Here is a 25,843-nt window from a genome sequence, read left to right as displayed (position 1 = left end):
CGGTACTCGATACTACGATATTCATCACCCTCGGCTCTGTTTTAGAGGTAATAAAAATACGTCAAAGCCTTGAAAAATCTACATTTTAGGCTTGACAGAATAGGAAGGAAGTGGTAGATATTGAAGATATGTCATCCGGAATATCAATTATGGATCTTGGGTTGAATGAGTTCAGACTGGACTTGCTTGATTATATTAAGACACATCCTGAGATTGAAAAGGCACCGCATGGAATGAATGCTGTGGTAAAAGCAACGGAAGAATTGCCGGCTGGTGTAATATATGTGCTTAGAAATATAAAGAATGAGATAAATATCAACAGTCAAAACAGGCTGCATCCGTTCTATATGGTATATATGTCAGAAGAAGGAGAGGTAATCATAGATCATCTTTCACCAAAGGAAATGCTGGATTCATTTAGGCTTTTATGTAAGGGTAAAAAGGAACCGGATAAAGAATTATGTGCCCAATTCAATGATGAAACAGATGATGGTCGGAAAATGGGAAAATATTCGGATTTGCTTGGAGATGCCATTGCATCCATCATTGAACTGAAAGATGAAAGTGATATAGACAATTTCTTAGGTGGCAGTCAGGTTAGCTTTTTGAGTAATGAGATAAAAGGTTTGAATGACTTTGAACTTATTAGCTTTTTAATTGTTAAATAAAGGAGAATGATATGCTGGGATTACCACAATTAACGGAAACAAGTAAGCAACTTCCGAAAAAAGCAATTTATACAAAATTTCAAATGAATACAGCTGCAAAAGAAAAAATTGATGCTGATATTTCAAGAATCACGATAGTAAATGAGATTGCTCCCAATAAGATCAATATTCCTTCCGGAGAGGACGTAAAAAGCTTTTTTGTTTTGCTTGTTTCTCTTAAAAGGAAAGAATATGACGAAAAAACGATAGCAACACTTTCTAAGTTGATACCGCAAAATATTTTATTTGTTCTTGAATATGAGAATGAAAGCAGACTTGCTATTTACCATACAAAGGTAATGCAGACAGCATGGATGCCGACAGAAGAACAAAAGGTTGAACTTAAAGGGTTAAATCTCGATATTGTCTGGGAGAATATCGTTATTGCTGTCGGCGGAGTGAATATAGAAAAAGGAAATTCACTTGATGAACAGATAGAGATAAATGAAAAAAAGCAGAAGCTCGAAAAAGAGATTGCAAAACTTGAAAAGCAGGTAAGGGCAGAGAAGCAGCCTAAAAAGAAGTTTGAGCTTGTATCAAAGGTTAGAAATTTGAAAAAGGAATTTGATATGTTATCTGCAAATTAGATAAAAATTTTAAAAATTGGAGGGATTAACGATAGACAACAACAATAATGATAATATTCCAAAAGCTTTACGAAAAAGCATCGAAACAAGTGAAAAATTGCAAGAAAAATTTTCTCCAATATTAGAACAAGAGAAAAAGATGCAACAGCTTGTTGAAGGCGTTAATATTCCGAAATTTGAGGTATCTACACAAGCTTTAGATGCTATGAGAAACATAACTGACAATAGTGCGATGAGGATTGCTCAGGATAATATGAATGTTATGAAGTCAAGAGCATTACAAATGAGCCCAAAAATAAATGCAGCTATTGCATCGGCAAATAATAATGCTTTTAAAAGTATTGGAAAATTAGCAATCAAATCGTCCCTACATAATTATCAATTTGATATTCCAGCAATTAAGATATTGGATGATTTAGGTATGAATGCAACAGCAAATTTAATTTCGGGTCTTAATACTCTTGTCAATAATTCCGCAATGAGGGAAATACAATCCATTACTTCTAGATTAGGTAAGTGGTTACAAACGATAGATTTTTCTCCATTGACGAGTATACTTGAAAACATTCGGGCAGCAGGTTTTGACCACGATTACAGAGAAGTCAATGATGTATTCTTAAAAGCAATGTTTGATGCCAAGTGGTTTCCTTATGCAGGGTGGATTGCAAGTTTTAGAATTGTCCATGAAATGCTTGAAATATTGAATTCCAGTAGAGCAAGTAAGAACCGTATAAAGAGAATTGATAGACTGATTTTCTCTTATTATGATAAGGATGAAATTGATAACTTTAAACGTAGATGGAGAAAGATGGGATTACCGTCTTATATGATAAGGATTTTAGTTCAAGCTGTTCAAGCATACCATCGTAGAGAATATGCTTTGACAGTAAGTGCTTTATCAACATTGTGGGAAGGAATCATTCAGGAAAAAGTGAATGATAATAGTTACAGAGTAAGTAGAAAAACTCGTGAAAATTTAACTAAGTTGATAGAAGAAAATGAATTTGATAAAATCTTCGCCTCTTTTTGTGAAGAATTTATTTTCTATGATTGCAGAAAAGTTGAAGAAGTTAAACCAGATGTTCCCGGACGTCATGGCATTGCACATTGTTGGTACAATACTTATCCGAATAAGAAAATGGCATTAAATGCGATTTTGTTTACGGATTTTTTATTAAGATTGAAGCCTTTAGAAAAATTGGAGGAAAAAGAAAATGGACAAGCTCAAAATGCAGACAGTTAATAAAGCTGATGAGAATTTTAAGAAGTTAGCGGCAATGTTTCCAAATGCTGTTACTGAAACAATTGATGAAAACGGCGAAGTGGTTCGTGCTATTGATAAGGACGTACTTATGCAGGAGATTTCTTGCAAAGTTGTTGACGGAAATGAAGAACGTTATCAGTTTACTTGGCCTGACAAGAAGAAATCTGTTCTTCTTGCCAATGCTCCTATCAATAAGACTCTGCGTCCTGTTCGAGATGATGAAATGAATCCAACTGGAGCAGATAGTGAGGGAAAACCATATTGTAGTAGTGGTAGTGTGGATTTTGATAATACAGAAAACCTTTATATTGAGGGGGATAACCTAGAAGTATTAAAGTTGCTTCAGGAAACATATCTTGGTAAGATCAAGATGATTTATATTGATCCTCCATACAATACAGGAAACGATTTTTTGTATGAGGATGATTTTGCCCAAGATATAGAAGAATATTTTGCAAGTAGTGGACAATTTGATCATGAAGGAAATCGACTTTTTACAAATACGGAAAGCAATGGGCGTTTCCATACAGACTGGCTAAACATGATTTATCCAAGACTGAAACTTGCAAAAGATTTATTGTCAGATGATGGTATTATATTGATAAGTATTGATGATAAGGAAATTGATAATTTGATGAGGTGTTGTGGAGAGGTTTTTGGAATGTCAAATATCATTGCCACTTTTATTGTTGTATCTAATTCTGCTAAAAATAACTCTCGCTTTGTGTCAATAACTCACGAATACCTTCTTTGCGTTGCAAAAAATAAGGATGCAACACCTACTGGATGGGCTGTAGCAAAAACAAACTCTGATAGTTTCATAAAGATTACACAGCAACTACTTAAGAGTGGAAAAACGATGGATGAAATACATTCAGAGTTACTGTCTCTTGTCAAATATCCAAAATATTATGAGTTTGACCATTACACCTATGTTGATGAACGAGGACCTTTTCGTGCCTCTGATTTAACTGCTCCTGGAAGTAAGGCAAGATATGATGTGATTCATCCAGTTACTAAAAAGCCATGTAAAACGGGTACTCGAGGTTGGGCATATTCAGAAAGCGAAATGAATAAGCTAATTGACAACGATTATATTCTTTTTGGAGAGACAGAAACTGTTATGCCTCAGCTTAAAAACTATTTGTTCGATAATGAAAAATCATTGCCAAAGTCAGTCTTGTTTTTTGATTCACAATCTTCTACAAAATGGATGAAGGCTCAGAAATTTGGCTTTGATTTTCCAAAGGCAATAGATTATATAAAATATGTTTTGTCAATGTACCCAAAATCAGATTGTGAAGTACTCGACTTTTTTTCAGGCTCTGCAACTACTGCTCATTCAGTTATGCAGCTTAATGCAGAGGACGGTGGCCACCGCAAGTTCATTATGGTACAACTGCCTGAAGTAGTAGATGAAAAAAGTGAAGCCTATAAAGCAGGATACAAGAACATATGTGAAATAGGTAAAGAACGTATCCGCAGAGCTGCAAAGAAAATTGCAGAGGAAAATCCTGAAGCAAAATTCGACGGTGGGTTCCGAGTGCTGAAATGCGATACCTCTAATATGAAAGACGTATACTATAATCCTACCGAGTATGAGCCATCATTGTTTACAAGTCTTGAAGATAACATTAAAGAAGATAGAACATCCGAAGATTTGCTATTTCAGGTTATGCTGGACTTAGGTGTGCTTCTTTCCAGCAAAATTGAAGAAACTACTATTGCCGGAAAGATAGTTTTCAATGTTGAGAATAATTATTTGATAGCTTGCTTTGATGGCAACGTAACTGAAGAAGTGATTACAGAGATTGCAAAGCAGAAACCATATTATTTTGTTATGCGTGACAGCTCTATGGCAAACGATAGTGTCGCAACTAATTTCGAGCAGATTTTTGCTGCATACAGCCCTGACACAGTAAGGAAGGTGCTGTAAAGTGGAAACATTAACAAAAATTGAAGTGGGAACGTTTTTAAAGCTTTTTAACCGAGGCGGTTATGTATTGGATTTTAGTACGAATGACTTTGATGTTTTTACAATGGAAAGCATAGGAATTGCCCTTTGTGATAAGTATAAAATGTCAAAAGGAAAGTCACTGTCAGCATATGTTAATGAAGCTTCCGAAGGAAATGTTATTAAGCTACTAAAAGATTTATTAGATTACTATGAGGAAAATTACGAAAAAGAATATACGCAAGAAACAGATGAGGAAACATATGGATATTTCAGATATAATGCCGAGTACGCTCGTTTGTATAAAAAGTGTCGGGCATATATGGACAGAGTATTGAATGTTACAACACCTCTTGCAACAAATGCTGCTGAGTTACAGGAAAAATTTTCGAGCGAGTATCTTTCTAAGCAGATAGAACTAATGCTGAGAATGCAAAACGAAAATCCGACAGATGCTATCGGAAAAGCAAAAGAACTGATTGAAAGTTGTTGTAAAACAATTCTGGATAATAAAGGTGTGACTTGGGATAAGAACTGGGATATGAGTAAACTTACGGGTGAAACTCTAAAACGCCTTAATCTTACTCCGAAAAATATTCCAGACTCTGACCCAGTTTCAGAAAATATAAAAGCAGTTCTTGGAAATTTGAGAGGAATAACAACAAAACTTGCTGAAATCAGAAATCCGTATGGTAGTGGACATGGTAAAAGTGCTTCATTTACAGGGCTGGAAACAAGACACGCAAAACTTGCAGTGGGATGCAGTATTACTTTTGTTACTTTCCTTTGGGACACTTACGAAGGAGGTCTGACAAATTGAAATTTAATTTTAAGATACAACAATATCAAACGGACGCTGTTGACGCAGTTGTAAAGGTTTTTAATGGACAGGGCTTTTACGATAAAATCAGCTATATTCGTGACCTCGGCAAGATGAAGTCCAAGGATATGCAGATGACATTGGGATTTACAGATGAAGAAATGCAATTGTATGACCCGGCAAACGATACCGGATACAAGAATGAACTGGTGGAGCTTTCGGATGAACAGCTTCTCAGTAACATTCAGGCTTTACAGCGTCAGAATAATATTAAGCTTTCAAATTCTCTTGTAAAAGATATGGGAAGATGCAGTCTTGATATTGAAATGGAAACAGGTACCGGTAAAACATATGTATATATCAAGACGATGTTTGAATTGAATAAAAAGTATGGATGGAGCAAGTTTATTGTGATTGTTCCGAGTATTGCTATTCGTGAGGGTGTAAAAAAATCTTTTGAGATTACAGCCGACCATTTTATGGAGCATTATGGTAAAAAGGCGCGTTTCTTCATTTATAACAGTTCAAATCTGAATCAGCTTGATAACTTCTCAAGCAGTTCAGGTATCAATGTAATGATTATCAACACGCAGGCTTTCGCTTCTTCTCTTAAAGAGGATGGACGCAGTAAAGAAGCACGTATTATTTACTCGAAGCGTGATGAATTTGGTTCTCGTCGTCCGATTGATGTAATCAAAGCGAATAGACCGATTATTATTCTTGATGAACCGCAGAAGATGGGAGGAGAAGTAACGCAAAAGGCATTGAAAAACTTTAATCCGCTTTTTAGCCTTAATTATTCTGCTACCCATGCAAAGCATCATAATCTTATTTATGTTCTTGATGCTTTGGACGCATTTAATAAGAAATTGGTCAAGAAGATTGAAGTGAAAGGGTTTGAGGTTAAGAATTTCAGAGGTACGGACAGTTATTTGTACCTTGAACAGATTGTGCTTTCAAGCAAAAAGCCGCCTATGGCAAAAATTGAAATTGAAATTAGGTACAATAAATCCATTAACCGTGAGCCCCGTATTCTTGGCGTGAGCGATGATTTATATTATGTTTCACAGGAGATGGAACAGTATAAGGGATATACAATTTCAGAGATTGACCCGCTTCGTGGAACAGTAACTTTTACAAATGGAGAAGTTATAAGTACAGGAGATATTGTTGGCGATATTTCGGAAAAAGATATGCGTCGTATTCAGATAAGAGAAACAATTCTTTCGCATTTTGAGAAAGAAGAAAAACTCTTTGATAAGGGAATTAAATGCCTGTCATTATTCTTTATTGATGAAGTTGCAAAATATCGTCAGTACGATGAAAACGGAGATGAAGTTCTTGGCGAATACGGCAAGATGTTTGAGCAGGAGTATATTAACGTGCTTAATGAATATGTAACATTGCTTGATACTCCGTACCAGAGATACTTAAAATCAACTTGTAGTGATGTAAACGAAGTACATAAAGGCTATTTCAGTATTGATAAAAAAGGACACGCTATCGACAGTAAAGTAAAGCGTGGCAGTGAGTTCTCCGATGATATTTCGGCATATGACTTGATTTTAAAGAGCAAGGAAAGATTGCTTTCTTTTGATGAGCCTACAAGATTTATATTTTCCCACTCGGCATTGCGTGAAGGCTGGGATAATCCGAATGTATTTCAGATTTGTACGCTTAAACATTCCGATAGTAATACTGCAAAACGTCAAGAGGTGGGGCGTGGACTCCGTTTGTGTGTGAATCAGAATGGTAATCGAATGGATGTTGAAAGCTGCGGAGAAACAGTACACGATATTAACGTGTTGACAGTTGTTGCAAGTGAAAGTTACAAGACATTTGTTACAGATTTACAGTCTGATATTAAGACTGTACTTTATGACAGACCAACTGTTGCAACAAGTGAATACTTTAAGGGCAAGTATATTAAAGTGGATGATGTTCCTACACTTATAGATGACGAAACTGCAAATGCTATTGAATTTTATCTTATTCAGAATGGCTATGTAGATATGAAGCGTAAAGTAACGGATAAATACCGTCAGGAAATTAAGAGTGGAACTGTCGCAGAACTGCCGGATGAGCTTAAACCAATGGCAGAGGGTATCCATACGCTTATTCAATCTGTATATGATGATAGTATTCTTCAGGATATGTTTACAGATGGTCATGAAACAAAAGTTAAGGATAATCCGCTTAATGATAATTTTGCCAAGAAAGAATTTCAGGCGTTATGGCGAGAAATTAACCACAAGTATGCCTACACAGTTGAGTTCGATAGTGACGAACTGATTAAGAAAGCAATCGCTCATATTGATGAAAAACTTGTTGTTTCTGAACTTCAGTATACAACAACCATTGGTCGCCAAAAAGCAGAAATGAATGAGTATGAGGTCGAGCGTGGAGCTTCATTTACAGGAGAAAAGACAAGGACGCAAACGCTGAAACACGCGGAAACAAGTCAGATTAAGTATGACCTTATCGGCAAAGTGGCTGAGGGAACGACGCTTACCCGTAAAACCGTGTCGGCAATCCTGCAGGGAATCAGAGCTGATAAGCTATATATGTTCAAGAATAATCCGGAAGAATTTATTACAAAGGTTATCAGGCTTATCAATGAGCAGAAAGCGACAATGATTGTGGAACATATTTCATATGATACGATTGAAGGAGAATACGATAGCACAATATTCACAGCCGAAAAGAATACACAGAGTTTTGATAAGGCATTCCTTGCAAAGAAAGCCATTCAGGATTATGTATTTACGGATGGTTCGGCAGAAAAGAGTATTGAGAGAAAATTTGCTGAAGATTTGGATGCAGCAGCAGAAGTATGTGTATATGCAAAACTTCCAAGAACCTTCCAAATTCCTACTCCGGTAGGCAATTATTCTCCTGACTGGGCAATCGCTTTTTATGAGGGAACTGTTAAGCACATTTTCTTTGTAGCTGAAACCAAAGGTACAATGGAAACACTTAATCTTAGACCGATAGAGCAGGCGAAGATTTCTTGTGCTAAAAAGTTGTTTAATGAAATGTCTAACAGTAAGGTGGTTTACCACGATGTTGATAGCTATCAGAGTTTATTAAATATTATGAATGACCCATCGTTGGATAAAAAGGTATGTGAATAACAATTTGATGAATGTAGAAGGAGAATTTATGGCAGATTTTAAATATGAAATAGTTGAACATATTGGCACTCTTTCAGAGAGTGCCAAGGGATGGACAAAAGAACTGAACAGGATTTCATGGAATGGTGGAGAACCAAAGTATGATATCAGAGACTGGGCACCGGAACACGAGAAGATGGGAAAGGGTGTTACGTTGTCTGAGAATGAGATGGCGAAGTTAAAGGAATTGTTGTAAATACCATTTCAAACGGATACTTAAAAGTGTTTAATGAGATAAAAAATCTGATTTGACAATTATACGATATAGATGCTTAATAATAACATATGCAGTATTTATGCATACTTGCAAATTATGCTTAATTACTGCATAATACTTAAAACGGGTGAACAAATATGTATTATGCAATTATATCTACTGAAATTAATCAAAAGGCTGCAATAGGCGCTGACGGTTCGGCTTTTTATGATGCCAGAGAGATTATAAATTTTTGAATTAATGGGAGGACCAAAATCATGAGCAAAGTAATAGAAGAAATGAAAACCAGAAGAAGTATTCGCAAATTCAAACCGGACATGATTCCGCAGGATATCCTTGATCGGATAATTGAGGCCGGAACCTTTGCGGCAAACGGCAGAGGTGCACAGAACACCATTATTATTCAGGTGACAAACAAGGAAATAAGGGATGAAATCGCTAAGAGAAATGCCGACATAATGGGAAGTAATACTGATCCATTTTACGGTGCGCCGGTTATTCTTATCGTTCTTGGAAAGAAGGACTGGCCTACACATGTCTATGATGGCAGTCTTGTGATGGGAAACCTGATGCTTGCAGCACATGATCTGGGTGTAGGAAGTTGCTGGATTCACCGCGCGAAGGAAGAGTTTGAGTCTGACTGGGGCAAGGAGCTTCTCAAATCACTCGGTATTGAGGATGAGTATGAGGGAATCGGACATTGTGCTCTTGGATATGTCGATGGAGATTATCCTGACGTGATTCCGAGAAAAGAGAATCGCGTATTTTACATATAGGAGATAACCACCATGAATTTTTTATTTGTAGCACTGGGTGGCGCCGTAGGTGCAATGGCCCGATATGCCATAAGCCTTATACCTTTAAAAACTGAATTTCCTTTTTTGACTTTAATCACCAATGTAATCGGTGCAATTCTGATTGGATTTATTGTCGGAATCACAAGTGCAAGGGATGGAGTATCCAAGAATATGGTTTTGTTTTGGAAAACCGGTGTATGCGGTGGTTTTACCACGTTTTCTACTTTTTCGCTGGAATCCTATAATCTGTTTGAACATAATCACTGCCTGCTTGGGTGCGGATATGTGTTGTTGAGCTGTTTAGGATGTATACTCGGTGTGATGTGTGGTGAAAAAATTGCTGCAATAATCAAGTGACGAGTATCGTGCGGTTTTGCGAATGTGCGTGTGTTTCTGAATAGTTACAATACAAATTGATGGGGAGATAAGTGTATATGAGTGAAACGGAAAACAATGAGCTGACTGCCGGGAAGCAATCTAAGGAACCCAGGAGCAATCAAAAGCTAAAGCTTTTGTATCTGGCGAAAATTCTTTTGAATAATACGGATGCCAATCATGACATTACGCTTGATGAGATTTTAAACAAGCTGCATGCATACGATGTCACAGCTGCGAGAAAAAGTCTGTATGACGATATAGCCCAGCTGAATGATTTTGGTATCAAAACCCAAAAGACGCAGTATGGCAGGACTGTCCATTATAAGGTGATAGGCAGGGCATTTGAGCTGGCGGAGCTTAAGCTTTTAGTGGATTCTGTCGCGGCTGCCAAGTTCATCACTGAGGAGAAATCCAATGAGCTTATTAAGAAGCTGGAGAGTCTTACAAGCAGACAGGAGGCTGCCACTCTGCAGCGTCAGGTATACGTTGCCGGAAGAGTGAAAACCATGAATAGCGACATCATGAAAAATGTCGATGCCATACACAATGCAATTGCAAATAATTCAAGCCTTTCTTTTCAATATTGCCGGTGGAATACGAAAAAAGAGCTTGAGGTGAAGCATGACGGCGCCAGATATCATGTCAGTCCATGGGGACTGCTGTGGAATGATGGCAATTACTATCTGATTGGATATGACCATGATACACAGGTAAAGGAGATTCGTCATTACCGTGTAGATAAGATGAAGAATATCCTGATTGAAAATAAAGTCCGTGAGGGAAGGGAGAAACTCAAAAAACTTGATATTGCTTCTTATGGCAAATCGAAGTTTGGTATGTACAATGGGGAAGAGATTAAGGCTGAGATACTGTGCAAAAACAGCGCTATAGGTGTCCTGATTGACAGGTTTGGAACTGATGTGACAATCTTAAAGAAGGATGAAGCTCATTCGCGTGTTTTTGTGAAGGTAGCTGATAACAAGCTTTTTATTCATTGGATTATGGCAATGGGGGATAATTTTAAGATAATAGGTCCGGAAAATCTGGTGAAAGAGGTTCATGATGAGCTTAACAGACTGGCAAAACAATATGGGCATACAGACTAAATCTTGAAGAAATGACTTTTTTATCAGATTTGCTTTTAGGGAAGCATGTACTGATAAGGGTCAAGGAGGTATAAATGAGTATTTTAAACGTAGAGCACCTAAGCCATGGTTTTGGCGACCGTGCTATTTTTGAGGATGTTTCCTTCAGACTGTTGAAGGGCGAGCACATAGGGCTTGTTGGTGCAAACGGTGAGGGAAAATCGACTTTTATGAATATTATCACAGGCAGGCTTATGCCTGATGAGGGCAAAATAGAGTGGGCAAAGAAGGTGCGTGTGGGTTATCTCGACCAGCACACAGCGCTTGAAAAGGGTATGACTATCGGCTCCGTTCTTTCCTCTGCATTTGATTTCCTTTATGATATGGAAAATGAGATGAACGACATATATGCGCGTCTTGGCGATGTGGACGAGGACGAGATGAATAAGCTGATGGAGGAAGCCGGCACGATTCAGGACATGCTTACCATGCATGATTTCTATATGATTGATGCAAAGGTTGAGGAGGTTGCAAGGGCTCTTGGACTTTTAGACCTGGGGCTTGATAAAGACGTTACCGATTTAAGCGGTGGTCAGAGAACCAAAGTGCTGATGGGAAAGCTCCTCTTAGAGAAGCCGGATATTCTGCTTTTGGATGAGCCTACAAACTATCTGGATGTGGAGCATATTGAGTGGCTTAAGCGATATCTTAATGATTATGAGAATGCGTTTATTCTTATTTCTCACGACATACCGTTTCTGAACAGCGTGGTAAATCTCATCTATCACATGGACAACAAGAAGCTCGACAGGTATGTCGGTGATTATGACAAATTTATGGAAGTCTATGAGATGAAGAAAGCCCAGCTTGAGGCTGCGTACAACAAACAGCAGCAGGAGATTAAAGAGCTGAAGGATTTTGTGGCGAGAAATAAGGCGCGTGTAGCTACAAGGAATATGGCGATGTCACGTCAGAAGAAGCTTGACAAGATGGATGTTATTGAGCTTGCTGCTGAAAAGCCAAAGCCGGAGTTTAACTTTAAGACTGCGCGTACTCCGGGGCGGTATATTTTCCAGACAAATGGACTGGTCATTGGCTATGATGATCCGCTTTCATCTGCTCTCGACCTTGAAATGGAAAGAGGACAAAAGATTGTTCTTACCGGTGCAAACGGCATCGGAAAGACGACATTGCTTAAGAGTATTCTTGGGCTGATAAAGCCGCTTTCAGGAAGTGTTACACTTGGAGATTATCTGGAGATAGGGTATTTTGAGCAGGAGATGGATCAGTCGGTTACAACCACATGCATTGAGGAGATATGGAACGAGTTTCCTGCATTTTCGCAGTATGAGGTGCGAAGCGCGCTTGCCAAGTGTGGCCTGACCACAAAGCATATTGAAAGCCAGGTGCGTGTGTTAAGCGGTGGTGAACAGGCAAAGGTACGCCTGTGCAAGCTGATAAACAGAGAGACAAATATTCTGCTTCTGGATGAGCCTACCAACCATCTGGATGTGGATGCTAAGGATGAGCTGAAGCGTGCCTTGAAGGAATATAAGGGCAGCATACTGATGGTATGCCATGAGCCGGATTTCTATGATGGGCTTGCGACGGATGTGTGGGATTGTTCAAAGTGGACTACGAGATTATAAAATAAAAGTAACTGAATATTTACAAATAATAAATGAAATTAATATGGCAATGCAAGTATCATTTTTAAACATGATACTTGCATTGCCATGACTTTTAAGACATAAATATTTAAAGCTGGTATGCTTATTGTTTTCTTGGCGGTTATTACGCCTTCGGCATCGACTGTTACACAGATGTGTCAGGTGTATGGCAATGATTCAAGGTATGCCAGCGCAATAAATGTAGTTTTTAAACTAGAAGGTCATCACACAGTCCCTTGTGATTTCATCAAGCGAAGATACACCACACATCTTCATGGTGTCTTCAAGCTCTGTACCGATTTTGTCTATGTATGCACGTACACCATCGGCCTTACCGCCGTATACAGCCGTTACAAACGGTCTTGCGATAAGAACTCCGTCTGCACCCAGTGCAAGGGCTTTAAAGATGTCTGTGCCGCTTCTGATGCCACCATCTACAAGAACCTTAATGCCTGAGCCTTCAAGGGCCTTTACGATGCTTTCAAGCACCTCAGCAGTGGCAGGACACTGATCCAGCACACGTCCACCGTGATTTGATACAATAATAGCGCTTGCGCCTGCCTCTTTTGCTTTAAGCGCACCCTTTACGGTCATAATTCCCTTTACAATAAATGGGGTTCCGGCCATCTGTATGATATTGCAAAGCTCTGAAACTGTCTTGCTTCCGGCTGGCGGATCAAGATTTTTTAGGAATGGAAGTCCGGCTGCATCGATATCCATAGCTACTGCAAATGCGCCTGATTCATGTACCAGCTCCATTTTATCACGTATGGTCTCAATGTTCCATGGCTTTACGGTAGGTATTCCTGCACCATCTGCATTTTTGATAGCCTTGGTGGCTGCTGCCATGACGTTTGGGTCAGTTCCATCGCCGGTGAAAGCTGCGATACCGTTCTTTGCACAGGCAGACACGAGGATATCGTTGTATGCCACATCATCCAGACAGTCTCCGTAGTGAAGCTGTACTGCACCGACAGGGCCTGCAAATATTGGATATTTGAAAGTACGGCCAAAGAGTGTGAGAGAGGTGTCTACAGGCTTATTTTCGGCAATAGTATCCATGTTTACACGGATTTGTTTCCATTTGTCATAGTTGCGTATGGCTGTGTCACCGATACCCTTTGAGCCCGGACCCGGCATCTGGTTTTTGCATGCGCGTCCGTTGCATTCAGGACAAGCTTTGCAATATTTACCCAGACGTGGTCTGGCATTTTCAATGCATTCTTTATAGTTCATATTTTTCCTCCGAGTGTGAAATCTTTTTAAATTTTATCAATGAGATTATAGCACAATAATTTTTTAATGTATACAAAACAGATGAAAAGCTCTTGACTTGGAGTGGACTCCAAGTGATATAGTTTCATTGTAACAATCAAAAAGGAGGCGATGTGAGTGACTATCAAGGAAGTGAGTGAGCGTTTTGGTGTGTCTACTGATACACTCAGATATTATGAACGCATAGGCCTGATTCCACAGATTGCACGGACTGCAGGAGGTATACGCGATTATATCGAATCAGATATCAGCTGGGTGGAGCACACTATATGTATGCGCAATGCCGGAGTTCCGATTGAGGCGCTTATAGAATATATCAGGCTTTTTCAGATGGGAGATGCCACATTTGAAGCAAGGTGTCAGCTTCTCAAGGAGCAATACGAGCAGCTTGATGAGCAGAAAAAACAGATTGAAAACACGATGGAACGCTTACAGTATAAAATTTCTAAATACGAGAATGCGATAAAGACAGGTGAATTGACCTGGGACAAATAGGAGGACAAAATATAATATGTATCTTGAGAAAATTAACGGACCAGAAGATGTAAAGAAAATTAAGATAGATGAACTGCCGGTGCTGGCGCAGGAGATAAGAGATGCCCTTTTGGTAAGAGCAAGTAAGCATGGCGGACATTTTGGACCGAATTTTGGAATGGTAGAGGCGACAATCGCTTTACATTATGTATTTGAATCACCTAAGGATAAAATTGTTTATGATGTATCGCACCAGAGTTATCCTCATAAGATGCTTACGGGGCGTAAGGAAGCGTATTTGTCTGAACAGCACTATGATGATGTGTCAGGCTATACAAATCCAAACGAGAGCGAGCATGATTTTTTTACAGTCGGACATACATCAACGTCGGTCAGTCTGGCTGCAGGTCTTGCAAAGGCAAGGGACTTAAAGGGTGAAAACGGCAATGTGATTGCTGTCATCGGAGACGGCTCATTAAGCGGAGGAGAAGCACTTGAGGGACTTGATTTTGCTGCTGAGCTTCAAAGCAATTTTATTATTATAGTAAATGACAACGATATGTCGATTGCTGAAAATCATGGAGGTCTCTATCAGAATCTTGCTCTGCTTCGAAAGACTGACGGTCAGGCAGAATGCAATCTGTTTAAGGCTATGGGACTTGACTATGTGTATGTGGACAGGGGCAACGATGTTGCAGCTCTTATTAAGGCATTTAAAGAGGTCAAGGACAGCACTAAACCGGTTGTAGTGCATATAAACACACTTAAGGGCAAGGGCTATGCACCAGCAGAAAAATGTAAGGAGCAGTGGCATTACAGCGGTCCATTCGATATAGAAACAGGAAAGCCACTATTTGACAATGTGGAAGAGGATTATTCTTCTGTGACCTGTGAATATCTGCTTGAAAAGATGAAAAATGATTCTTCTGTTGTTGCAATTACTTCCGGTACGCCGACTGTTATGGGCTTTACAGAGGATAAGAGAAAAGAGGCTGGCAGTCAGTTTGTCGATGTAGGTATTGCAGAGGAGACTGCAGTGGCACTGGCATCAGGTATCGCAGTAAATGGTGGTAAACCATTTTATGGTGTATACAGTTCGTTTGTACAGAGAACCTTTGACCAGGTATCACAGGATGTCTGCATCAATAACAGTCCGATTACAATGGTAATATACCAGGGATCCGTATATGGAATGAATGATGTTACACACTTAGGCTTTCAGGATATTCCGATGCTATCAAATATTCCAAACCTGGTATATTTGGCACCGTCAACAAAGGAAGAGTATCTGGCCATGCTCGACTGGAGTATGGAGCAGACATCTTATCCGGTTGCAATAAAGCTGCCGGGCGGACCGATGATTTCAGATGGCTCAAGGGTGACAAAGGATTTTGGCACACTCAACAGATATGAGGTGGCTCATACAGGAGAAAAGATTGCGATTATCGGTCTGGGAACTTTCTTTGAACTGGCAAAGGAGGCTGCGAAGCTTCTTAAAGAAGAAGCCGGAATCAATGCAACTGTAATCAATCCGTATTACATCACTGGATTGGATGAGGCGCTTTTGACTAAGCTTAAGCAAAATCATGATACTGTTATTACTTTAGAGGATGGTATTTTAGATGGCGGCTTTGGTGAAAAAATCGCACGATTCTATGGTGCAAGCAATATGAAAGTGATGAATTATGGATTGAAGAAGGAATTTCTTGACAGGTATGATGTGTATGCTGTACTGAAGGAGAATCATCTGACTGCAGAGCAGATTGTGGAGGATGTGTTATCTATTTCATAATAAAATCATAAATTCTAGATATAAAAAGACGATTGATTTATCAACCGTCTTTTTATAAAATTTCAAAGCTTGGAATTGAGATGAGCTTCACAATCTGTTATAATATCTTCATAATCGAATAGGGAAAGAGTCGGGTGTGATTTTTCGGTTGCCTCTAGTACAGAAGGACATGCAGTTTATGTCCGGATGGAGAGGAGGCGTGGTAATCATGAACACAATGGAAGTATTAACTCTGTTGCTTGTAATCTTTACTACACTGGCATACATAGATGGACACAATAAAAGAAAATAGCACCCACCGACCAAAGTAGTGCTATTTCTTAATTAAGATTTTTATCTACTGAGGCAATCGGAAAGTTTTATATCCGATCAACTCTTTCTTTATCTCGATTATAATATAAGACGGATAATTTTTCAACCGTCTTTTTGTGTTTAATAATATAAAATATCTGAAAAATAACAGATGTAGAAAATTCCAGTCATTAACAGACATTGACAAAGGAAGCAGTGCATTAAAGGACTACTTCAGACATATGTTGAAGCATACTAATGTACTGCAAGCGGAGCGGTACTAATTTTTAGCGGTACACATTTATTCGCTAAATCTAAGTTTAACGAATAAATGACTCTATATGAAGTACCAAAGTACTATATACAGATGCATGTGTCTACTTATTATTACTTTATAATACCTATAATTTATTTATACATATATAAAAAAGGGTCAATCATTTTTCTTATGGGTTTAGCCCCAAATGTTTTAGGTTATCGCCATCCTTGACAGGTCAAAAAATAAATGCTGTGGGTTAATCACCGACGGCGAAGAACTCAAGAACAATCGTAGTGTATCATTTTTAGTTGCATAGAAAAGGACCTTCCGTTATGATTGAATTGCATCTTGGCGGATGTAACAACCCAATCAAGGAGGTCCTCAATTGAATTATATACTATCTGAAGCCAATGGACAATTAAAGTTTGACTTTTCTGAAACATTTTTGATGATTCCATCCTGTTTACCGGGATTTACTAATTCTAACACAGAGACAGTAACTACAAAATCCGGTAAATGAATACCATTAAACCAACAAAGACCATTACCCGTTTATCTGGTAATGGTCTTTGTAAGCCAATAATATTGCTCTTAGGAAAAATCCGTTTTAATCCTTTTCCCAAAGTGTTGAGCTAATTTTACCATAGTCATTAGACATAATATAGTAAGACCTGCAAAAAGCAATAACAAGAGTTCATAGTAACTACAATCTCCAGTCTTTGGCGATGTAACTTTCATATCGACTGAATTTGATTTATCGGTATCCTTCTGTACAGTTGGATTCTCTATCGCCAGATTCGTTTGTGTGATTGGCTTCTTCTGCGATGCCAGCTCATTTGGGGTCTCTGGCGTTTCCGGTTCCTCCGGGGTCTCTGGTTCCTCTGGCGTTTCCGGAGTCTCTGGGGTCTCTGGCATTTCCGGTTTCTCCGGGGTCTCTGGTTCCTCTAATTCCTCTTTTCTTTGATAATACAGCTTAAGTACCAGACTGCCATCACCTGCAACCACTCCGGACGTAATCGTTTTCATACCTTCATTATCGTAAGAAGGCGAAAATTCATATCCTGAATACACTTTTGCCCTATTGCTTACATCAACCCTATCTCCTGTTGTACCATTCAGGATATCCACGTCCTTTAGAATTGCAGCTTTATTATCTGTGGTTATCAGATAATGTTCGACTATGTACTTTGTATTATCATTTGGTCTCCACTGTGCATACAGGACATTCTTTTTTTCCTGGTTTACTACAACTGTGTAATTCGCATTTTCAGAATAACTAATACCTGTACCATCTGCTGACGTATTCCAGCCAGTAAACGAATATCCCAGTCTTTCAAACTTATTTTCACCTGTTTTCAAGGTAGCTCCTGCCTCTGTAGACACATCTTCCATACTTCCTTTAGCATCCTCTGCATTTTTATCATATACAAGAGTGTATGGTTCTTTCGGCTTCTCCGGGGGTTCTGGCTTCTCCGGGGGTTCTGGCCCCTCCGAAGTTTCTGGCTTCCATGTAGCAACATATACTCTGTTACCAACACTACCTTTCGGAATCGTCACTAATTCTACTGCGCCATTCAGCCCAGTTCCTGTCCATCCGGCAAAGGTATAACCTTCACGAACCGGATTATTCAATACGATATTTTCACTATTCACATAATATTCCGTTGGATTGCTCTTTCCTTCCTCCAGAGCACCTTCTTCAAGCTTATAGGATATTGTGTACTTTCTTTGATAATACAGCTTAAGTACCAGACTGCCATCACCTGCAACCACTCCGGACGTAATCGTTTTCATACCTTCATTATCGTAAGAAGGCGAAAATTCATATCCTGAATACACTTTTGCCCTAGTGCTTACATCAACACTATCTCCTGTTGTACCATGCAGGATATCCGTGTCCCTTAAAATTGCAGCTGTATTATCTGTGGTTATCAGATAATGTTCGACTTTGTACATTGTATCTTCATTTGGTCTCCACTGTGCATACAGGACATTCTTTTTTTCTGGGTTTACTACAACTGTGTAATTCGCATTTTCAGAATAACTAATACCTGTACCATCTGCTGACGTATTCCAGCCAGCAAACGAATATCCCAGTCTTTCAAACTTATTTTCAGCTGTTTTCAAGGTAGCTCCTGCCTCTGTAGACACATCTTCCATACTTTCTTTAGCATCCTCTGCATTTTTATCATATACAAGAGTGTATGGTTCTTTCGGCTTCTCTGGGGGTTCTGGCTTCTCTGGGGGTTCTGGCTTCTCCGGGGGTTCTGGCTTCTCTGGGGGTTCTGGCTTCTCCGGGGGTTCTGGCCCCTCCGAAGTTTCTGGCTTCCATGTAGCAACATATACTCTGTTACCAACACTACCTTTCGGAATCGTCACTGATTCTACTGCGCCATTCAGCCCAGTTCCTGTCCATCCGGCAAAGGTATAACCTTCACGAACCGGATTATTCAATACGATATTTTCACTATTCACATAATATTCCGTTGGATTGCTCTTTCCTTCCTCCAGAGCACCTTCTTCAAGCTTATAGGATATTGTGTACTTTCTTTGATAATACAGTTTCAACACAAGACTGCCATCACCTGCAACCACTCCGGACGTAATCGTTTTCATACCTTCATTATCGTAAGAAGGCGAAAATTCATATCCTGAATACACTTTTGCCTTCTTGCTTACATCAACCCTATCTCCTGTTGTACCATTCAGGATATCCGTGTCCATTAAAATTGCAGCTGTATTATCTGTGGTTATCAGATAATGTTCGACTCTGTACATTGTATCATCATCAGGTCTCCACTGTGCATACAGGACATTCTTTTTTTCCGGGTTTACTACAACTGCGTAATTCGCATTTTCAGAATAACTGATACCTGTACCATCTGCTGACGTATTCCAGCCAGTAAACACATAACCTGGTCTTTCAAACTTGTTTGCATCTGTTTGCAAGGTAGCTCCTGCCTCTGTAGACACATCTTCCATACTTCCTTTAGCATCCTCTGCATTTTTATCATATACAAGCATATATGTATCTGCAACATAGTACAGCTTAATAATCAGTGAACCATCTGCAAGTATTGTATCTGCGCCACTGCTCTGTGCCACATAATCGGGCTGATATGTATATCCAGCAAAATCACCCTCCGAATTTTTAGGAGTGAACGAAGCTTTTTGTCCAGTCACACCTGAAAGATATTCTTTTTCAGCATGTTCATCATCTGCCACCCCACCCTGAACCTTAATATGCCATACCGCATAACTGGTATCTTTATTCGGTTCAAATCTTGCAATGAACTTACAGTTTTCATTGTTGGGTACGGTAATACTAATGTCAGTAGCTGAAACCAACGCCACACTTCCCCGATCATCGACACACTTATACCATCCTGCAAAATGATATCCCTGATTTGCATTTGCCTTAAAGGTTACTTTCCCGGTTCCGTTGTAATTCCATTTGACCATCTTGCCTGTTGAATAATCGAAAATGCAGTCAGCGGGAACATAATTGTCTGACACAGAAACTGACACTGTACCTCCACGTATGCTGTCCTGATACTGGTCAGTAACCGCCTGATTCGAATCAGTTGTCTTTACCTGTGCTACTGCTATCTGAAGAAATTTTTTTGGAATCCACTTTGCATATAGGCTAACACAATTCTCATCAGTTTGATCAGTTTGATTAGTTTGATCAGTTTCAAAATTCCATTTATATATGCAGTTTTTATCCTTATACCATCCATCAAATGTATAATAGTCATCTGTTGGATCTTCAGGACATATCACCGCTTTGCCCTTAAGCGAATCATAAACGGAATATATGTTTTCACTACCTACTTTGCGGTTATCCGGAAGATTCCAATAGAATTTCACAGGAATGCCAATATAAGAAAGCTCTATCGTCATCGGATCTTTGTCATTTCCACCTGTTGTACACCTTTTTGTACCGTCATAGTAGGTTGTGGTTCCATTTACAAATTCACTCTTCCACAGCGAATTCTCATTCATCATAATCGTCTTGTCCCCAGACATAAGAGATTCAACCTTGAAGCGATAAAAATATGGATTAGTATTCGGCCAATTATTCCATACTGTAAAACTGTTTTCTGCAGGAACCGGGTCGCTAATTCCAGAAACCTTTGTTTTAATTGGAGAATATCTGTTTTGAATAATCTCCTTAAATTTACCATCATCAAGTCCCGTTCCTGGTTTTGTGATTGAATCATCTGAATTGTACAAAATCTTAATATTTGCACTGGTAATTCCTAATTCTTCAGCCTTATTCTGTGATGGTTTATCCTTGTAGGTAACATTCCACTTCACGTGGAACTCATTTGGATCATACTCAAACGTAAAGTCAAGCTTATCTGTGTTTTTATCCAGATTACGATACTTGTTCTTTACATCATCTTCTGTCGGTGAAGTCATTTTGTAATTTGGAATATAACATATCACCATATACTTATAATCAGAGCTTCCCTTAAGGTTAATTTCATAGTTCGAAGATGTACTATTCCCTGACGGTTCCGGAAAATCCACTTTCTTATCCAAGGACTCTACGTGTACATACTCATCCTTTTGGGAAGGACTTCTATACACTTCTACCGTAACATTCTTTGCCCTCGTATCATCATTCTGTGTCTTGTGATCCACTTTAATTGTTCCACTTAAGGTAAGATCATATTCCCAATGGGCATACACAGTTACGTCATTCATCTGTTTATGCAATGTCTCCGCTGTCACCTTCGTGCCACCGACTTGCTGTGTAAACCATCCGGTAAATCTGTAATTGTCATCTCCCTGCACCTTTGCCACAGGCATATTTCCATAAGCACTCATATAGATAATATCTTTACGTTTGATTGGCTCAGAACTTTCATTCTCAATGAGCACATTTTTGCCCTGTAAATTATCATCGAAATTCAGCTTGTATTTTTTAGCTGACCACTGAGCATACAATATGTCCATGCCCTCTGCAAGCGGATAATAATCCCCTGGTCTGTAGCCGGTTCCACTTCCATCACTCTTCGTGTTCCAGCCGGTAAAGCTATAGCCATTTCTAATAAATGCACTTTCGCTGACTACAACCTTTTGATCTGTCACACCCTTTGTATTGGCTGTAATTCCAATAACATCACTTGCATTTGCCTGATAAAACAGTTCGTCCTGATTTGGTTCATAGTAAAGCTTTAAAACAAGCTGTCCTCCACCATCTATAATCCCATTTAATACTTCTGTTTTTCCATTTTTATTATAGCCTGAAACATAATTGTAACCAGGTACCTCAATACGGGTTGCATCTTTGGTTCTTGTTCCTGTTGTACCAGTATGCCTCGTTTCCTTGTAACATATTTCCGTGCTTCCATCGGGACTTAATTTGTAATGCCGAATCAAATACACGGTATCTGTGTTTGGCTTAAAACGGGCATATACAGTATGATTGCCAGTCATGGAATATGTGTAACTTGCTTCTTCTGATACTTTTTCAATACCCTCACCAGAGGTTTCATACCAACCTTCAAAGGTATAGCCCGGATTGACTGTCACAGACAAAGTTATACTGCTTTGTGCTTCACAAGTATAGCTGTAGCCAGATGACATAATTTGTTTTCTATCCTCAGCTATGGCTGGCAGCGTCACTTCAACATATCCACCAGCATTATTCTGCTGGTAACTTGCAGAAGCACTGGATTTTGTCTGAACGAGTACTGTATCTGTATATTCTTTCTTATTCCACTTGGCATATAAAATTGTATCCGCGGTTACTTTGTCTGTTTCGAAATTCCAGTTCTTGGTACATTCCTTATCCTTGTACCATCCTGCAAAGCTATAGTGCCGGGCAGTAGGATCCGCTGGTTTCATTATGGTTCTGTCTGGAACCATATCATATGATTGCGGGCAAGTGGATGCATCTGCATTTTCATTATTCAAATCAAAAGATACATTGACACCGCGATAATAAATTTTTATTACCATGGTATTACTTGGACGTTCATTTGTTTTATCATAATACATGATTGTATTCTCATCAAACACCGCCTTGTAAAGAGAATCTTCTGTTTTTACCTCTTTCCCTCCAATTGTATAGGATGAAACCCTGGCCTTATAATAGTAGGTGCTTTTTTCTTCATCAGACTGATATTTCCAGACTGGGAAACTTGCTGTACCAGATGTCTTTCTTACCATATCAGTAGCTACTGCCATGGTGTTGTGTTGTACAATATCCTTATATTCATCCGTTCTGGTAAGTCCATATAAAATCTTGACGTTAGCTGCATCAATAATCCGCTTGTCCTCTGGTACTGCAGCTTCGCCGGATGTTACATATTCCACCTTCCAATCTGCTGGAAAATTGTTCGGATTAAATTGCAATTCAAAATCAATCTCATTTTTCGACTCTGTGATTCCTTTATATGGATAGTCTGATCCTGTTCCTTTCGGCTTGACCAGATCATAATTGTCAAGTCGCGTTCCTACACGGTACTCATAGTCACTGGATGAGTCTGTAACAACAAATTCATAGTCAGCCTCCGATATGTCAATATCCCTGCCTTGCTCATCTTTAGCTTTTTTTATATCCTGAATATTAACTTTTTTTTCACTAAAACAGATATATTCGCTATCAGCCTTCCCCTTTAACTTACGGTACAAGTGTACGGTAACACTTTCCGGCCTGCTTTCCGGTGTCTGATAAACATTCTGCCCCTCAGGAATATAAGAATGAATTACTTTGATGTGATCTCCAATTTTAATCGTCCTGGTCCAGTGCGCATATAATGTCACCGACTCTTCCAGTGAGGTATACTTTGTCTCGGAATTTACTTTGTCTCCTCCTACAGGCAAGGTATACCATCCTGCAAATGTATATCCTTTATCACTTTCCGCAGTTGGCAGTGTACCATATCTTGTGTCATATGTAACATTTTTCTCCGACATCTGATTTCCATTAGAATCCTTGATGGTGGTAGTTGCATCTGTCAGATTTCCATTAAAGATCAATTTGCATTTCTTCGCAGTCCACTGTGCATAGAGCACATCCTCTTTTATAGTAAGCTGGTAATCGCTGCCTGGCGAATAGCTGGTTCCCCGTCCGTTCTTTGCAGTGTTCCATCCTGTAAAATCATATCCATCTCTGGAAAAAGAATTACCTGAAACTTTTACCTTTTCAAAAGTATATCCGCCAGATGGAGTCATTGACTGACTGGCACCTGCAAAATTTGCATCGTATTTCAGACTGTCCTGATTGACCGTATAATAAAGCATCAACTGCAATGGATTTCTCTTTGAACAATCCTTTGTCAGAATTCCACTCCGAACTTCTTTATTACCATTATTATCATATCCATTTTTATAAGTATATCCCTCATAAGTATTAGCAACCGCTGCAACCGAATCTCCTACTCCTCCTGGTATCAACACCGGCCCTTCTTGCGAGACAACTCCCCCCGATGAATTCAACTTATAATGGATAATCTGATAGTACGGACTTTCCTCAAAACGCGCTGTAAGTTCTTTTCCCGATATGCCCACAGAATAAGAAATCTTCTGTGATGTACTGTATATCTGATTTCCTTCATACCAGCCTGCAAAATAGTAACCCTCGGCAGGTTTTGCATTCACACTTATGGTTTCATTATTCTGTGCCTTGTAATAATATGCCCCGTTTTTTCCACCAATTTGCAATATTGCTGTACTATTCTGCTCTGGTGTAATAAACTCTACAATTCCACCTTCTGTACCCTGCACATAACTTTCCCGATTCAGCCTTTTGTATTCCGGAATAATATTTTGTCTGTATTTCCACTGTGCAATAAATTTAAGTCCTGCCGTATCCTTTACTTCAATGGACTTTGTGTTTCCCTCTGAATCATTGTATTCAACCGTGAACTTTCCTTCCGTATTTCCCTCCACCGGATTCGTATATTTAATTATGTGTTTTTTGGGAATCAATACTTTTTCCTCTGTATAAGATACGAGCCACCATCCTTCAAAATCTGCATTAGCATAAGTCGGCAGCATTTCGTCCCTTGAATATTTATATTCCCCTGATATTTGCTCAAATCGGTTGGGGTCACCAGTGTCAAAAGATGCATCATTCTCATTCTCATCTCCTATCCAGCTTCCGCCATTGGTCTCATAGACCACCATAGATTTTTTCGTAAAAACAAATCGTATTGCAGTAGCTCCGGTAACACAGTGATTATAAGGGAATAGATCCTTTTCATAAAATACATTATTAATGTATGCTCCAGAAAATTTATAACCTTCATCTGGTGTGGCTTCCAATTTAATATATATATTATTCACTGATTTAGTCGATACAGGGGTCTGCTGTTTTACCTGATATTCTGTTTTTCCTGTCGTTTCCAAATTATCATGCGGAATAATTACTTTAGCCGTTCCACCAACTGTAGCTCTTGCTGTAACCGGCTGAAAAAGCCTGAGCTGAATATTATCTAACAGATTTCCAATTGAAGCAGATGTTCCCGCCTGACTTACTGATACAAATGCAACTGTTGTCCGTGTCTGGTTTTTCGGTACACTGTATATATAATCCAGCACATTGTTTCCAAAGGTCTTTGACTCATTATTGTTGTGGCTGTAATAATTATAACCACATTTATGCCAGGAATCAGGATCCGATGCGATAATCCATACATTCCACTCCTGTGAATAGATATCACTTTGTCTTAGACTAAAATTATCTGATGTTCCTCCCTGAAAGGTTCCACTTTGGTCAAAAGGTCTGGAATATACCGTAATTTTCTGACCAACCCCCTCCATATTTGCCTTATAACCATCGCCTAATGACGAAGAATTTGCCTTTAACCAGTCTACCATCTGCATGAACTGATCCCTACCAGTCTTAGAGGGTTTTGATGCATTGTACTGCTGTTCCGGTCCTATAATAAGAGCCATTGTATCAAGGCCATCCCTTCCTCTGTGTGACAGCCCCCACTCATAAATTGACTCTTCCTGCGTATTTAAATTCTGATATAGCGTACTTTCCTCATTTGCATTTAACTCAGCACCTTGATTTCCTTCATCAGGCTTTAACACTGACTTGTTTTTTAGGTAAATATTATTCTCCTTATAGCATTCT

15 protein-coding genes and 1 pseudogene are annotated in these 25,843 nt (G+C 39.1%); 14 read left to right on the top strand and 2 right to left on the bottom strand.

Features of this window, described 5'->3' with window-relative positions:
- Window positions 1–110 precede the first annotated feature (110 nt).
- The 12 genes and pseudogenes from ACTQ1L_RS01430 to ACTQ1L_RS01375 all read left to right on the top strand — a co-directional run.
- Window positions 111–668 carry a hypothetical protein gene (locus ACTQ1L_RS01430; protein WP_441365180.1) on the top strand — a complete coding sequence of 186 codons (558 nt, stop codon included), beginning with the start codon at window positions 111–113 and terminating at the stop codon, window positions 666–668.
- Window positions 669–679: 11 nt separating this feature from the next.
- The gene (locus tag ACTQ1L_RS01425; RefSeq protein WP_441365179.1) at window positions 680–1,294 is read left to right on the top strand and encodes a DUF4391 domain-containing protein; all 615 of its coding nucleotides are present in this window, start codon (window positions 680–682) and stop codon (window positions 1,292–1,294) included.
- Between the two features lie 16 nt (window positions 1,295–1,310).
- The gene (locus ACTQ1L_RS01420; RefSeq protein WP_441365178.1) at window positions 1,311–2,537 is read left to right on the top strand and encodes a hypothetical protein; all 1,227 of its coding nucleotides are present in this window, start codon (window positions 1,311–1,313) and stop codon (window positions 2,535–2,537) included.
- Entirely contained in the window at window positions 2,509–4,494 is a 1,986-nt protein-coding gene (locus ACTQ1L_RS01415) for a site-specific DNA-methyltransferase (RefSeq protein WP_441365177.1), read from the top strand. Before ACTQ1L_RS01420 ends, ACTQ1L_RS01415 begins: the two co-directional genes overlap by 29 nt.
- 1 nt (window position 4,495) lies before the next feature.
- On the top strand, window positions 4,496–5,332 hold the full coding sequence (locus ACTQ1L_RS01410) for an abortive infection family protein (RefSeq protein ID WP_441365176.1): 837 nt from the start codon (window positions 4,496–4,498) through the stop codon (window positions 5,330–5,332).
- Window positions 5,329–8,466: a type III restriction-modification system endonuclease gene (locus ACTQ1L_RS01405; protein ID WP_441365175.1), complete on the top strand. Its 3,138-nt coding sequence runs from the start codon at window positions 5,329–5,331 to the stop codon at window positions 8,464–8,466. Before ACTQ1L_RS01410 ends, ACTQ1L_RS01405 begins: the two co-directional genes overlap by 4 nt.
- Before the next feature lie 28 nt (window positions 8,467–8,494).
- Window positions 8,495–8,701 carry a YdbC family protein gene (locus ACTQ1L_RS01400; RefSeq protein ID WP_173843752.1) on the top strand — a complete coding sequence of 69 codons (207 nt, stop codon included), beginning with the start codon at window positions 8,495–8,497 and terminating at the stop codon, window positions 8,699–8,701.
- A 278-nt stretch (window positions 8,702–8,979) separates the two neighbouring features.
- The gene (locus tag ACTQ1L_RS01395) at window positions 8,980–9,498 is read left to right on the top strand and encodes a nitroreductase (protein WP_441365174.1); all 519 of its coding nucleotides are present in this window, start codon (window positions 8,980–8,982) and stop codon (window positions 9,496–9,498) included.
- A gap of 12 nt (window positions 9,499–9,510) precedes the next feature.
- The gene (crcB, locus tag ACTQ1L_RS01390) at window positions 9,511–9,876 is read left to right on the top strand and encodes a fluoride efflux transporter CrcB (RefSeq protein WP_441365173.1); all 366 of its coding nucleotides are present in this window, start codon (window positions 9,511–9,513) and stop codon (window positions 9,874–9,876) included.
- 77 nt (window positions 9,877–9,953) lie between these two features.
- Window positions 9,954–11,003: a helix-turn-helix transcriptional regulator gene (locus ACTQ1L_RS01385; protein ID WP_441365172.1), complete on the top strand. Its 1,050-nt coding sequence runs from the start codon at window positions 9,954–9,956 to the stop codon at window positions 11,001–11,003.
- A gap of 74 nt (window positions 11,004–11,077) precedes the next feature.
- Complete coding sequence (locus ACTQ1L_RS01380; RefSeq protein WP_012742563.1) at window positions 11,078–12,631, top strand: ABC-F family ATP-binding cassette domain-containing protein; 1,554 nt, start codon at window positions 11,078–11,080, stop codon at window positions 12,629–12,631.
- 120 nt (window positions 12,632–12,751) lie between these two features.
- Window positions 12,752–12,889: pseudogene (locus ACTQ1L_RS01375) on the top strand (AEC family transporter); the annotation flags it as partial.
- On the opposite strand, the gene ACTQ1L_RS01370 reads toward ACTQ1L_RS01375, so the two are convergent.
- Entirely contained in the window at window positions 12,866–13,888 is a 1,023-nt protein-coding gene (locus ACTQ1L_RS01370; protein ID WP_441365171.1) for an alpha-hydroxy-acid oxidizing protein, read from the bottom strand. The pseudogene ACTQ1L_RS01375 and the gene ACTQ1L_RS01370 overlap by 24 nt on opposite strands.
- 156 nt (window positions 13,889–14,044) lie before the next feature.
- On the opposite strand from ACTQ1L_RS01370, the gene ACTQ1L_RS01365 reads away from it, so the two are divergent.
- The gene (locus tag ACTQ1L_RS01365) at window positions 14,045–14,422 is read left to right on the top strand and encodes a MerR family transcriptional regulator (RefSeq protein WP_441365170.1); all 378 of its coding nucleotides are present in this window, start codon (window positions 14,045–14,047) and stop codon (window positions 14,420–14,422) included.
- A gap of 16 nt (window positions 14,423–14,438) precedes the next feature.
- On the top strand, window positions 14,439–16,193 hold the full coding sequence (locus tag ACTQ1L_RS01360; RefSeq protein WP_441365169.1) for a 1-deoxy-D-xylulose-5-phosphate synthase: 1,755 nt from the start codon (window positions 14,439–14,441) through the stop codon (window positions 16,191–16,193).
- Window positions 16,194–17,334: 1,141 nt separating this feature from the next.
- On the opposite strand, the gene ACTQ1L_RS01355 is transcribed toward ACTQ1L_RS01360, so the two are convergent.
- Window positions 17,335–25,800 carry an InlB B-repeat-containing protein gene (locus ACTQ1L_RS01355; RefSeq protein ID WP_441365168.1) on the bottom strand — a complete coding sequence of 2,822 codons (8,466 nt, stop codon included), beginning with the start codon at window positions 25,798–25,800 and terminating at the stop codon, window positions 17,335–17,337.
- Window positions 25,801–25,843 lie beyond the last annotated feature (43 nt).

Origin of the sequence: Agathobacter sp. LCP21S3_B2, from assembly GCF_052118705.1 — a bacterium.
Classification (GTDB): Bacteria; Bacillota; Clostridia; order Lachnospirales; family Lachnospiraceae; genus Roseburia.
The sequence above is the reverse complement of the archived record's forward strand: the minus strand, read 5'-3'. Positions and strand labels throughout refer to the sequence as shown.

Excerpts from the sequence above, each read along its gene's own strand:
- ACTQ1L_RS01425 (WP_441365179.1), top strand. The coding sequence starts at position 680 with ATGCTGGGATTACCACAATTAACGGAAACAAGTAAGCAACTTCCGAAA.
- ACTQ1L_RS01415 (WP_441365177.1), top strand. The coding sequence starts at position 2,509 with ATGGACAAGCTCAAAATGCAGACAGTTAATAAAGCTGATGAGAATTTT.
- ACTQ1L_RS01400 (WP_173843752.1), top strand. The coding sequence starts at position 8,495 with ATGGCAGATTTTAAATATGAAATAGTTGAACATATTGGCACTCTTTCA.
- ACTQ1L_RS01395 (WP_441365174.1), top strand. The coding sequence starts at position 8,980 with ATGAGCAAAGTAATAGAAGAAATGAAAACCAGAAGAAGTATTCGCAAA.
- crcB (WP_441365173.1), top strand. The coding sequence starts at position 9,511 with ATGAATTTTTTATTTGTAGCACTGGGTGGCGCCGTAGGTGCAATGGCC.
- ACTQ1L_RS01385 (WP_441365172.1), top strand. The coding sequence starts at position 9,954 with ATGAGTGAAACGGAAAACAATGAGCTGACTGCCGGGAAGCAATCTAAG.
- ACTQ1L_RS01380 (WP_012742563.1), top strand. The coding sequence starts at position 11,078 with ATGAGTATTTTAAACGTAGAGCACCTAAGCCATGGTTTTGGCGACCGT.
- ACTQ1L_RS01370 (WP_441365171.1), bottom strand. The coding sequence starts at position 13,888 with ATGAACTATAAAGAATGCATTGAAAATGCCAGACCACGTCTGGGTAAA.
- ACTQ1L_RS01360 (WP_441365169.1), top strand. The coding sequence starts at position 14,439 with ATGTATCTTGAGAAAATTAACGGACCAGAAGATGTAAAGAAAATTAAG.